This is a genomic window from Vibrio sp. 10N.247.311.49 (assembly GCF_041467655.1).
Taxonomy (GTDB): domain Bacteria; phylum Pseudomonadota; class Gammaproteobacteria; order Enterobacterales; family Vibrionaceae; genus Vibrio; species Vibrio crassostreae_C.
Genome location: NZ_JBFSVA010000014.1, coordinates 66,650 through 79,183, shown reverse-complemented (window position 1 = coordinate 79,183; position 12,534 = coordinate 66,650). Strand labels below are relative to the sequence as shown.

Here is a 12,534-nt window from a genome sequence, read left to right as displayed (position 1 = left end):
TCGTTCAAGGTTCCATGGTAAAGGCGAGCATCACAAGCAAATCACGTATAAGCATGATTCGACAAATCTGGAGATTGGTTGTTCTTTTGAATGACACGCATCAATTGGATAAGCAGCAGAATACCTGTCACGCCTAAGCCAACACCGATTCCGCCCCAAATCCCTGCCAATTCGAACTTAGGCATCAAATACCAAGCCGCAGGCAAGCCAAATACCCAGTAACCGATGGCAGTCATCACGGTTGGCATAGAGACAATCTTCATGCCTCTTAGCAGGTTAATCGCCAGTAGTTGCCAAGCATCAACAATAAAGCACAAAGCAACGACCCAAATCACAGAAGCCAGTAGTGAAGTCATAGCACCCGTGCCATCGTCTAACTTGAAGATAGAAGCGATCATCTCAGGCCATATAATGAACACGGCCGACAACGCCACACTCAACACCGACACCAATATGAAGCTTTGAATCGAGGTTCTTTTTATTCCTTCGTAGTTACCCGCGCCAAAATCACGGCCAACCAAAATCGCCGCAGCTTGTGAGAAACCAAAATTGAAGTTCCAAGTAAAGCTTAAACATTGCAGCAAGATTTGGTGCAAGGCTAACGAAGCAATACTGATCGTGCCCGCCATCAAGGTGCCACCGTAAATCAAGCCATGCTCAAGTAAAGCAGCCAAGCCGATAGGTAGACCCATCAACAACAATGGGCTCATCAACTTGATTGAATACTCTTCTGTATTTAGCCAAGGGGCGAACTGCTTAAACTCGTCACGCTTAAATACCCAAACCGTATATCCAACCATCACGATAAATGCCGCGATAGCCGTACCAAGCCCTAAACCTGTTAAGCCCATGTCTAATTGGAAGGTGAGAAAGTAGCTCACTGGCACATTCAGAATTACGGTGATAATCGACATCACAAGAATGGAGCGCACGTTGCCAAACGCACTGGTTAAGCCACGAAGTACCAACAAGATAAGCGAAGGCAACATTACCCACTTCAAAGCATGGACATATTCCATGGCTAAAGTGATCACTTCTGGTGGCTGTTTGGCTGCTTCTAATACCAACGGAGCAAACCAGAAGCTGGCCATTAAGGTCACGCTGAGCACGAATGCCAACATGGTTGCGCCTTTCACCGCCAATCTAATTTGAGTATTACCAAACTCAGGGCGAGCTACTCGCTGACCATAAGCGATCGCAATCAAATTCGCGACACAACCCACGGTGCTGCTCGCAATAATGAAGATGAAAAAGTAGATTGAGGCACCTAAGCCACCAGCCGCAAGGGCTGACACACTGATACGCGACATCATCCAAACATCAGTAAGGACTAAAGCCATAGAGATCAGCTGTGAAATGATCAAAGGGAATGCAAGAGTGAGTATTTTTTTCATGAGCGCCTCAGTTAATTTCGCCCAAAATACGATCGATGGGGCTGGCGTTCAATTGATAAATTTGCGACTCTAACATTCCATAAACTCATGCGAACGAATTATGACCCCATATCCTAGCTTGCCATCCTCACATAATGGCTTAAAAGCCTTTGAAGCTGCCGCAAGGCTGATGAGCTTTACTCTGGCTGCCGAAGAGCTGCACGTGACACAAAGTGCGATCAGTCGGCAGATCAAACAGCTTGAAGATGAGTTAAACGCATCACTGGTTATTCGTAGCCATCGAGCCATTGAATTAACGGTACAAGGTCATGATTTGTATGTGGCTTTGCGTGAAAGCTACGGCAATATCGAAACTGTTATCGCCTCTTGGAGTGAGCCGAAGCAGAAGCGTATTGTGATCAAAGCGACCTTGAGTTTCGCGACGCGAGTATTGATCTCTAAAGTGCGGGAATTAAACGAGCGTTATCAAGATCATGAGATCGTCATAGTTCCTGTTATTGAGGAAGACGAATCGATTAATAGTAGTGAGTATGATCTACTGATCTTCCACACGCGCTTCAAAAAGCGCTATGACAAGGCACCTGACATTACCTTCTTGCGTGAAGAGTTCATGGCGCCGGTTTGCTCTACTAGTTTAACCACCAAAGACACCGACCTTGATTCAATCTTAACCTTGCCAAGGCTGCATCCAACCTTAGATCATCACGACTGGAAAGTGTGGCTGGCCGATGTTGAATTCCCACCAAAGAAACCTGTCAGAAATACCAGCTTCTTGTCTTTAGATATGGCGCTCAGTGCCTGTCTATCCGGTGAAGGGGTTACGGTCACGGATCTGTTGTTAGTTCAACAAGATCTCCAACGAGGCTTCTTGTACTGCCCTAGAAATGCAAAAATCCAACACAGTGCTTGGACTTACTTCATGCACCAGCGTAGTCACACGCCTATCATCAACGACCTTATTGAATGGCTTAGAGAAGAGACAACAAAAGAGATCGAGTTGCTGAAAGTACTCGCACAGCAATATCAATGGTTTGGTGTAATAGAACAGGACAAAGACTTTGGTCGGCTCTTCTAAACTAAGTTATGATTCCTGTTCCCTCAACCGATTGATATTTTTATGTCTTCTTTCTCTTTTTCACAAATCCCTGTTGGGGTTCGATTCATGATCCTCTCCGCTTTTGGATTCGCACTGATGTCAGCTTGTGTGAAATACATCAGCAATTATGGCATTCCTGTATTCGAAATTGTTGCAGCAAGGGCTTTGGTGTCTTTGATCATCAGTTATATCGACGTTAAGCGAAAAGGCATTTCGATCTGGGGAAATAACAAACCTTTGTTGTTTGTTCGAGGCGCAGTTGGTACCGCAGCCTTGATGTGTGTTTACTACGCTGTGACCACTTTGCCATTAGCAGAAGCAACCATTCTGCAATACGTGCATCCTGTCTTTACCGCGTTACTTGGCGTACTGTTCCTGAAAGAACGCGTCCAAAAGTCGACCATGATATGCATTGTATTCTGCCTAGCGGGATTATCGGTAATGGTACAGCCAAGCATGAACAGCAGCGCGAGCAGCGAGTTGCCGCTATTCAGTATTATGCTGGCGTTGTGTGGCGCGTTTGGTAGCTCAATTGCTTATGTGATTGTAAGAAAGCTTAGCCAAACTGAAGACAGCTCGGTGATCATCTTCTACTTCCCACTGGTCGCTCTGCCAATATCGACCGCCCTGATCTGGAACGACTTTGTATGGCCTAGCCTTTTCTTAACCATGATGCTGGTTCTGGTCGGTATTTTCACTCAGATCGGCCAATATGGTTTGACCAAAGCAATGCAAACCCAAGCAGCAGGTAAAGCTTCGGCTTACTCATACGTCCAGATTGTCTTCTCGGCACTGTTAGGCGTGTGGATCTTTAATGAAATTCCATCGGTTTGGACTTATCTAGGCGGTGGCCTGATTGTGACTGGCGCGCTGATTAATGTGTTTGGCAAACAACTGTTGGTGCCTTTTAAGGCTAAATAAACAACCCAACAACTGAGCTAAACATCAGCTAAATAATCAGCTATTGCATAGACCTAAAAAGGGCATTGCGGATTATTCCACAATGCCCTTTTCTATAAATGCTCTCTAGCGCGCTTTCATTCAGCTAACCAACTTTAACAAAGCGGCGTATTACGTAACTAACTCGTGGCATTTCGTAACTTAGGATCATCACTCAAATACTCAACAAACTCGATCTCAAAGCCTGCAGGATCCACAAAGTAGACATTTTTTCGATAAGGTTCTTCGGCACCGGGTTTGGCAATTGGAAAGCCCGCATCAACAAGGCGTTGAGTGACACTTTCGATATTATTGGTCACATAAGCGAAGTGTGCGAGACCAACAGAATGCCCAGCCAAATCTCTATTTTCACCTTCACCGTGATCGCTCAACGCGATGTATTGGTACTCGTCACCAAAATGCAGCCAGTTACGTGGCTTGCCTGACCACTCCCCTTTTCCCTCGTCACGGACATACCAATGAGGGAACGCCGCTTTATAGAAAACCAGCATTTCTGGGATGTCTTTTACCACTAAATTTACATGTTCAAGTTGGATCATTCTTCTCTCCTTAAAGTATTCTCGTAAGCAACGTTGCATATCCTAATACCTCAAGTTAAGTTGAGGTAAAGGGTTAATTTGCGTTTATTTTCGAGAACGTTTTTTAGAGCCCAAATTGTTCTGCTTTGACTACATACAAACCTTAAGTTTAGACGACTTAATCTAATGTGGCTTCCTTGCCTGTGTTCTGTTCTTTGTGCCTTGGTGATCTCGTTGTTCAGAACAGATAACTAAATCGCGACACACATTGGCGTATTTGAAATAGGGTCTCGAAACACGCTCGCTTTGAGATCAAATACGTTACTGAGCATAGTTTCGGTCATCACCTCATCAGGCGAGCCTTCTGCTATTAAACACCCTTTTTCCAAAACCACTAGATGGTCGCAGTAACGACTGGCTTGGTTAAGATCATGCAACACAACAACCACCGTTTTTCCTTTGGCATTCATCTGTTGCATCAGGTTCATTAATTCCACCTGGTGAGACATATCAAGGTATGTGGTCGGTTCATCCAACATCACTACGTCCGTATCTTGTGCAATTACCATCGCAATCCATGCTCTTTGACGCTGGCCACCAGACAGTGACTCAACAGGCTTATCAGCAAACTCAAGCACACCTGTATCACGCATAGCTTGTTCGACAATCCTTTGATCGTCCTGCCCTAGCCTCCCCCAATGAGACACATAAGGCGAACGGCCATATTCGACTAATTTTCTGACCGAGATCCCTTCTGGGCTGACCAAGATTTGCGGAAGAAGTGACAACGAACGAGCGAGCGTTTTATCGCCATAGCTTGATAGCGGTTTGTCTTCAAACAACACCTCTCCTGCCACTGGTTTGTTAATTCTGACTAACGTCTTTAACAAGGTAGATTTACCGCACCCGTTAGGTCCTATCAATGCGGTGATTTTTCCCTTAGGGATAGAAACAGACAGGTTCGGTATGATCGTTTGTTTGCCGTACGCGACGGAAAGATTCTGCGTTTTAAGCATGGTTACCAACCTCGATAACGATAGAGAAGAAAGATGAAATATGGCGCGCCAATCACAGACGTGAGAACGCCTGCTGGCAATTCAATAGGTGGTTGTAGACCTCTGGCCAACCCATCAGCGCTGGTAACCAGAATTGCCCCCACCAATGCAGATGCTGGGATTAACAATTTATGATTATGCCCAAACAACAAGCGTGCTAAGTGAGGTGCCAATAAACCCACAAAACTGATCGTTCCAGCAACAGAAACGCTAACACTGGCAAGCAATACAGCGGCCAATAACGCAAGAGCTTGAATCTGTTTTGGCTTAGTGCCCAATGTGGTCGCACTTTCCTCGCCAAGCCCCATCACATCTATTCGCCAAGCAAGCCACAATGCCATGGGTAACAACAAAAGTAGTACGCTCCAAATAAAGGGAACTTGCTGCCAGTTTCGCCCCCAAAGGCTGCCAGTAAGCCACACCATAGCCGTGTTGATCTCGATCGGATTGGTAACCAGCAAGAAGTCGATACAACTGGCCAGAAACGCACTCACCGCAATACCAATCAGCGCCAATTTGGCGGGTGTTGGCCTTGACCACCATGCCAATACAGCAATCAGCCCAGCAGCCAATACCCCACCGAACATCGCCACAACCGGAAGCACACTGACTGGTGCATTGGGGAACCAAACTAAACTCGCTGTCGCAGCAAGACCTGCCCCGGCGCTAATACCCATGAGATCAGGCGATGCTAACGGATTACGTATCACGCCTTGCACCAATACTCCTGAAAGCCCTAACCCTGCGCCCACGCTTATCGCGAGCAACATACGTGGTAGCCGATACTGATGGATAACAAAGTCGTCGCTGGAAAACGCGACCAAATGTTCGATGACTTGAGAAACAGAAAGCGAAGCTGCGCCGACAAACAAACCTGCGGATGCCACTAATATGAGAATCCCTGATAACAAAATTATCTTAGTGTGATGGTGCATTAAGATCTCCTCGTCGCAATCAAAATAAAACAAGGTGTTCCGAGCAAAGCAGTAATAACACCAACGGGTGTTTCAGTCGGGAAAGCAATCGCTCGCGACAGTGCATCTGACCAAGACACTAATGCTGCGCCTGCCAATGCTGAAATAGGAATCAGTAAATGATAATTGTGCCCAACCATAGGTCGAACCAAATGAGGCACTAACAATCCAACAAAGCCAATTGGCCCTGCGATAGCGACGCTTGCTCCGGCAAGCAATACGATCGTCAGTCCACTCACGAGGCGAGTAAACCTGATGTTACTGCCCAACCCCACTGCTACCTCTTCACCAAGTGCCAGCAAGTTGAGGTTGCGAGCAAGACTCATTGCCAACACCAAACCAATCACTACAGGCGGCCAAAGCTGTTGCCATTGCTCATCATCGACACTAGACAGTGAGCCAGTAAGCCAATGCAAGACGCTATAAGCCATGTCGTCAGCAAGAATCAGCGCCGCTCGTGTCAGTCCGAGCAATAACGCAGTAATGGCGATACCCGCGAGAACCAAACGTAACGGATGAGAACGTTCGGAGAAAAAACCACCGAGGAGCATCACAGCACCGCCGCTTAGCAATGCACCAAGAACCGCATTAAGGATTGGGTTTAAATCACTAACCACAGGTATGCCTATTGCAGCTAACGCCATAAAACAGGCTGCGCCAGCGTTAATGCCAAGAATCGACGGAGACGCGAGTGGATTACGTGTCAAGCCTTGCATCAATAACCCAGCGACTGCCAAACTCGCACCAATAAACACCCCGGCGTAAGCTCTTGGTGCTCTTAGCGTCGCCAATATTTGATGAGTCATATTGTTTTCATCAAACGCAAACCAGTAGTGAATCAAGTCACTCAATGTTAAAGAGAAATTAGACCATCCGGTCATAGAGGCTGCGTAACCAGATAGTGCCAAACACGACACTAATGCCGTAAATAATATGACTCGCCACGACAGTATTGGCCAGAATCGCTTACTTTTAGAGAACGACATCGTACTCATGATGGGTCCAAGATCTGCTCAAGATTTTTCGCCATTTGTTCTGCCGCTAACATGCCTCGATTCAATGACCAAAGTGCTGGTGACACTTCTACAACTTGCTGATTTTTAGCAGAGGTTAGTACATTGAATAACGGATTTTTCTGCCAATCATCAACAATATTAGGATGAGAGTAAGCGCCAAGGAGCAACCAATCCGGATTGGTTTTCAACAACAACTCAAAACTGGTTGGTAAATATGCCTTCTCTGTTGGTTTCACAATAGGGCTCGCAATACCTAATGCGGTCAGCACGCCCCCTGCGTAAGATGCAGGGCTATGTAACCACATACCTTTATCCGACACGACAGCGAATTGGACGGTTTGTTTGAGCGAGAAATGACTTTTGAATTCAGCCATGGCGTGTTGATGTTGTTGAATTCGTTGTTCCATTGACGATTGCTTGTCGAGAGCGATGCCAATCTTGAGCGCAGACTCCAAATTCTCTTGATACGTCTCGCCGCGGCTTTTGAGCAGCAGAGTTGGTGCGATGCGTTGTAGATCTTGATAGACAGTACGATGACGCTCTGCATCTGCAATGATCAGGTCAGGCTTTAATACCGCAATGGCTTCTAGGCTAGGCTGAGAACGCATGCCAACTGATTCCCATGGTTGAACCAATTCGCGTACCGCCGGAATCACTCGCGAAGCATCATTGTCATCAGCAACACCAACAGGAGAAACCCCCACCGCAGCTAGCGCATCTACAAATGAGAACTCCAACACCACAATACGTTGCGGAGTAGTCGCTATCTCAAACTGACCCTGCTCATCTTGTATGACCCTGGTTTGTGCTGAACTGGAGAATGAAAACAAGCTTAAAATCAGCAAAGTTAAGGTTATCGCTATCTTGCTGAATAAACACTGCTTATTGAATGACAGCAGTCCGTTCGACAGCAGCAATGGATTCGAAAACAAAAGGCGAGAGCTGTTTTCCATATTTAATTTTCCTTAAACGCTAGAACCGTGAAAGTCGCCAAGAGTATTGGCGACTTTTATTCGTTATTACTTTCAATAAATTACGTATTAGAACTGATAATTCAGATCCAAAGTGTAAGAACGTCCTGGGGCTGGATAACGACCAACGGGGCTGGTATCAATACCGCGGAAGTAATAGTCCTCATCAAACAAGTTGTTCACCGCAAGGTTCATGCGCAGCTTACTGTTTTCATCCTTGTACAAATCCGAACCTAGGTTAAAGTTCCAGACCATGTAGGCAGGCACTTTACCTGTCGCGCCCGTTGCATCTTCGGCACTTGTATTCGCATTGTCAGAGTAAGACTCGCTGAAGTAGTAACCAGACAAAGTCGTATCTACCTTGCTAAAGGCGTAAGTCGCATCCCAGCTAAATTGGTGTTTAGACGTATAAGGAAGTTGATTACCTTTGTTTGCACCCTCTTCCTCGATCGTCGCATCCAAATAGTTATAACCAGCGCCGAGGCTCAAAGCTTGCATCGCTTGAGGCACGTAACGACCTGAAAGTTCAACACCTTGGTGAAGTGTTTTACCAATGTTGTGAAAAGTTTGAGTTGCACTTTGCCATTGCAGCTGGTCTTCAAAATCGATTCGGTAAAGCGCCACATTGAAGCTTGTTGAATCTTGGTTATAACGTGCACCTAACTCGTAGTTCCATGCGAGCTCACTGCCCTCTTTACCATTAACCTTAATGTTAGATATTTGTGGTGCACGTAAAGATTTCTGTGCATTTGTGTACCCAACCCATTGTTCAGTCAGATGGTATGCCACCGTCAAGCCCGGCAACCACTCAGTCACCTTATTGTTTCTATTCTGTCCTTGGCCTAGATCACTATATGCCATATCAATCGATTCATAGCGAATACCCGGCGTCACTTTCAGTACATCATTGAACAGGCCGATTTCGTTACTGATGTAACCAGCAAAAGCGTCAGTATCTAAGTGCCAATCACGTGGGGTTGTTGTAGCACCACCAGCAATTGGCGTTTGAGTCAGCTTGTAATCGATATCTTCGTTGACGTAGCGTGCCCCAACAATCACATTTTGCGTTACGGTATTTCCGTCAAAGTACATCGCGAGTTTAGGTTCAACACCATAAACAGCAAATTCACGTGGTGACGTACGAATATCGGTTGATGGTAATGCCGGGTCCGCCCAGTGACCGCCAGCGCTGTTAAAGCCCCATTGGAAGAAACGCTCAGAGCGGTGGCCAAACGTCAGTATTTCTAATTCGGCGCTATCTGCAATATTCAAGTCATGTAAATACTTCAGGCTCCAACGCGTTGAAGTGCCTTGATATTCATCGTATGGACGCTTCGACTGAGTACGATCTTTGTCATAATCATCTGGCGATAAAGCACCGGGCATTTGGGTGTCGGCATCATAACGTTGAACGAAAGCTTGTAACTCTTGAGTATCGCTCAGTAACCATTGCAATTTCGCTTGGAAGTTTTTTACATCCGTGTCGGAGTGTTCACGGAAGCTTTCACCTTTTAAGAAGTTCCCCTCAACTTGAAGTGCCAGCGTATCGGTTAACCAACCACCCGTTCGCAGGTAAAAGTCGTTGAGCGGCGTATCGCCACCCTCGAATACAGTAAAGCGATTACTGATTTCCGTTTGCCACTCATGTGGAATAGGCTTGGTCACCAAGTTGATCACACCACCGACGTTGTTTGGTCCGTACTGAACCGCCGCACCGCCTCGCACAATATCAATACGATCAAGCATCGACAGCGTTGCAGGGAAAATTGATTGTCCTGTGTGACCATACGGCGCCAGTGTCAGAGGAACACCATCCATGAGGAATTGAGCGTGCCCACTGCGACTCGCTTTCAAACCACGCACTGAGATGTTAGGCAAAACACCGGTGCCCGTTTCGTCTTGAACCTTAATGCCCGGTACACTTTGGAAGGCAGAGTCAATCGAGAGTGCGCCAGTCTTTTTAATTTGTTCATTAGTCAGAACAGTACGAGCTCCCGGATACTCTTTCACATCCTCAAGTTCTGAATTACCGATCAAGCTGCCCGTCACGACAACCGTTTCCATGGTCGTCGTTTGTGGATCTGACGCGGCAAATGCGCCCATGGAAGTCACTGAAGCGATGGCCATTGCAAGGGCACTTAGACGCAACTTTTGATGTGATTGAGTACAGGGTTTACCATCCAAATTCTGGTAAGGCATGAAAATCTCCTAAATAGGCAAGTTAAGATCAAAGGCCATGTTTACGATTCGGCGCTTTGATCCTATGGGCTAAACGGCCTCAAAATGAAGCCAACTGTTCACTCATTCGTAGCGAACAAATCAATCGTTTTTAGAGTCGAACTAGCTCTTAGAAATGAACGAACTCTTAGAACTGAATTAGCTTTTAAAACTGATAGCCGTAGCTGAGCATAAATTCGGCTGGCGCTCCGTAACCGATCTGGTTAGTACCAGACGTGCCGTTGGTTGCGCCCAGAATGTATTCCTCATTAAGCACGTTGTAAGCGTTCGCTTGAACTTTGTGACGACCCGTGGTGTACGCTGCCATCAAGTCAACCGTGGTGTAGTCACCCAACGCTACCGCTTCATCATTACCCGCATAACGGTCACCTACGTATTTCACGCCACCACCTAAACGCCAGTTATCGTCTAGCTGATAAGTGCTCCAAAGCGAAAACAGGTGATCAGACACATCGTTCGGCTTTTTGCCTGTCTCTTTGTTTTCTGCATCGAGGTAGCTATAGCCCACCGAAATATCCCACTGCTCGGTAAATTGACCGCGAGCTTCTAGCTCAATACCTTGGTGACGAGCTTCAATCTTGTTAACAACGTCGCCGTCTATATTGGTTTCTGGTTGCTCTTGATCGATTTGGAAGACCGCTGCATTCAGCATCAAAGCGTTATCTAATAGGTAAGCTTTTGCGCCAATTTCTTTTAGATCGGTGTGGAAGAATTCTGCTAATTTAGGGTTGATGTAGATACCTGAGTAAGGCAATTGCCATGAACGAGCTAAGCTTGCGTACACCGACATATCGTCGTTGATTCGGTAGACCAAACCACCACGGTAGCTCACTTTGTCATCGTCTAGATTCTCTTTTGCTGAGCCCGCTTTTTGCTGTTCAAGCTCCATCGAGTCGTAACGCACATTACCGATCACTGAAAGATCACCAAAGGTATAAACATCTTGAATGTAAATACCAGTGGTCGTTGTGGTGTTGTCGCGGGAAGGTTTAAACCCCGGATTAGGCGTTGGACCAGCAACAGGGTTATAGATATCTTTTGGGGGTAAGTCTTGGTCGCGTACTAAAGCGGAAATGAGATCGATATTGACCTGATTATAATCCGCGCCGATCATCATTTGATTGGAACCGGTTTCCCAAACTAGCTCAGATTGAAGAGTCGTCGTGGTACGAGGGTCGTAACCGAGGTTGTTGACAGTTTGTTTAACCTCATTTCCTGTGACTGCCATTTTATCTTGGCGTGTGCCCTTTTGTTCTAACTCGATATGGTTGTATGCCGCGCGGTTTGTCCATGCCCATTCGCTATTCAAAAGCCATTCATAATTAACGCCAACACGAATGCTGTCTGACTCTTGATAGTCATTCGTGCCACCGTAAAATGTGCTTTCAGAGACATCGACAGGCTTACCATTTTTAGATGGAACACCACGATATGGCACTAGCTCTTGGTGCGCATATTCTACATCGAGATCAATGGTATGCCCCTCAGCAGGCAATATACGAATGGTGGGTGCGATAAAGAAATCATTAGAGTCGACGTGATCTACATAGGAATCAGACTGTCGACTTTCCACGTTGATACGACCACTAACCTTGTCACTAAGCGCCATCGAGCTGTCAACCTGACCAACAAAAAGATTATTGCTGCCAACACTGCCATTAACGTGTGTGAAATTATCACCGTTAGCACGTTTGGTGACCAAATTAATGATACCGCCCGCAGAACCTCGGCCGTAAAGTGCGCCTGCAGGGCCCTTTACCACTTCGACACGTTCGATATTCGCTAGACTTCGGTACGATTGCAGAGTCCCGTCATCACGCATACCATCACGGTACATGTCGTTGAGCGCATCAAAACCACGAATCACAAATTGGTCTCGGCTTCCCTCACCCAAGGTATTGTTAACCCCTGCGACACCATCAAGTGCATCCACCAAACGTACAGCACCGCGGTCTTCCATTTCCGTCTTTGTGACCACCGATACTGCCTGCGGTACATCCAACCATTCGACATCCGTTTTGGTTCCTGACTGAGGCATATGCTCCGCGTAACCTTCGTACTGATGACCAATAACTTGTAGGGTTTCATCCACCGTTACTTCTTCTGCAGCCATTACATTCGACACGGTAGCCACTGCGGTTAATGCACCTCCAATAGCCAAAGCGAGAGGGGACAAGGCCAATCTAATGTTCATTTTCTAATTCCGTTTTAGTTTATAAAATAACAATATTGCGAATAAGAACAAATATCATTTATATTTGCAATGTATATTTTTTGATCTATATTTGCTTTGCAATATGCAACACAACTAA

10 protein-coding genes are annotated in these 12,534 nt (G+C 46.2%); 2 read left to right on the top strand and 8 right to left on the bottom strand.

Annotated elements, in window-relative coordinates; genetic code table 11:
• Positions 1 to 41: 41 nt before the first annotated feature.
• The gene (locus AB6E54_RS14685; RefSeq protein ID WP_017062432.1) at positions 42 to 1,394 is read right to left on the bottom strand and encodes an MATE family efflux transporter; all 1,353 of its coding nucleotides are present in this window, start codon (positions 1,392 to 1,394) and stop codon (positions 42 to 44) included.
• A gap of 100 nt (positions 1,395 to 1,494) precedes the next feature.
• On the opposite strand from AB6E54_RS14685, the gene AB6E54_RS14680 reads away from it, so the two are divergent.
• Positions 1,495 to 2,469: a LysR family transcriptional regulator gene (locus AB6E54_RS14680; RefSeq protein ID WP_372106341.1), complete on the top strand. Its 975-nt coding sequence runs from the start codon at positions 1,495 to 1,497 to the stop codon at positions 2,467 to 2,469.
• 42 nt (positions 2,470 to 2,511) lie between these two features.
• Entirely contained in the window at positions 2,512 to 3,411 is a 900-nt protein-coding gene (locus AB6E54_RS14675) for a DMT family transporter (RefSeq protein WP_372106339.1), read from the top strand.
• 158 nt (positions 3,412 to 3,569) lie between these two features.
• Here AB6E54_RS14675 and AB6E54_RS14670 read toward each other — a convergent pair whose 3' ends face one another.
• From AB6E54_RS14670 to AB6E54_RS14640, 7 genes are all read right to left on the bottom strand, one after another.
• Positions 3,570 to 3,989, bottom strand: a complete 420-nt coding sequence (locus AB6E54_RS14670) for a VOC family protein (protein ID WP_108180409.1) — start codon at positions 3,987 to 3,989, stop codon at positions 3,570 to 3,572.
• 230 nt (positions 3,990 to 4,219) lie between these two features.
• The gene (fecE, locus tag AB6E54_RS14665) at positions 4,220 to 4,984 is read right to left on the bottom strand and encodes a Fe(3+) dicitrate ABC transporter ATP-binding protein FecE (RefSeq protein ID WP_372106337.1); all 765 of its coding nucleotides are present in this window, start codon (positions 4,982 to 4,984) and stop codon (positions 4,220 to 4,222) included.
• 2 nt (positions 4,985 to 4,986) lie between these two features.
• Positions 4,987 to 5,958: a FecCD family ABC transporter permease gene (locus AB6E54_RS14660; RefSeq protein WP_372106335.1), complete on the bottom strand. Its 972-nt coding sequence runs from the start codon at positions 5,956 to 5,958 to the stop codon at positions 4,987 to 4,989.
• Positions 5,958 to 6,992, bottom strand: a complete 1,035-nt coding sequence (locus AB6E54_RS14655) for a FecCD family ABC transporter permease (protein ID WP_372106333.1) — start codon at positions 6,990 to 6,992, stop codon at positions 5,958 to 5,960. The genes AB6E54_RS14660 and AB6E54_RS14655 overlap by 1 nt, the downstream gene beginning before the upstream one ends.
• Positions 6,989 to 7,966 (bottom strand): Fe(3+) dicitrate ABC transporter substrate-binding protein, encoded by a 978-nt coding sequence (locus AB6E54_RS14650; protein WP_372106332.1) that lies wholly within the window; start codon positions 7,964 to 7,966, stop codon positions 6,989 to 6,991. The genes AB6E54_RS14655 and AB6E54_RS14650 overlap by 4 nt, the downstream gene beginning before the upstream one ends.
• Positions 7,967 to 8,053: 87 nt before the next feature.
• Positions 8,054 to 10,183: a TonB-dependent siderophore receptor gene (locus AB6E54_RS14645; protein ID WP_017089233.1), complete on the bottom strand. Its 2,130-nt coding sequence runs from the start codon at positions 10,181 to 10,183 to the stop codon at positions 8,054 to 8,056.
• Positions 10,184 to 10,367: 184 nt separating this feature from the next.
• Positions 10,368 to 12,416 (bottom strand): TonB-dependent siderophore receptor, encoded by a 2,049-nt coding sequence (locus tag AB6E54_RS14640; protein WP_280541703.1) that lies wholly within the window; start codon positions 12,414 to 12,416, stop codon positions 10,368 to 10,370.
• Positions 12,417 to 12,534 lie beyond the last annotated feature (118 nt).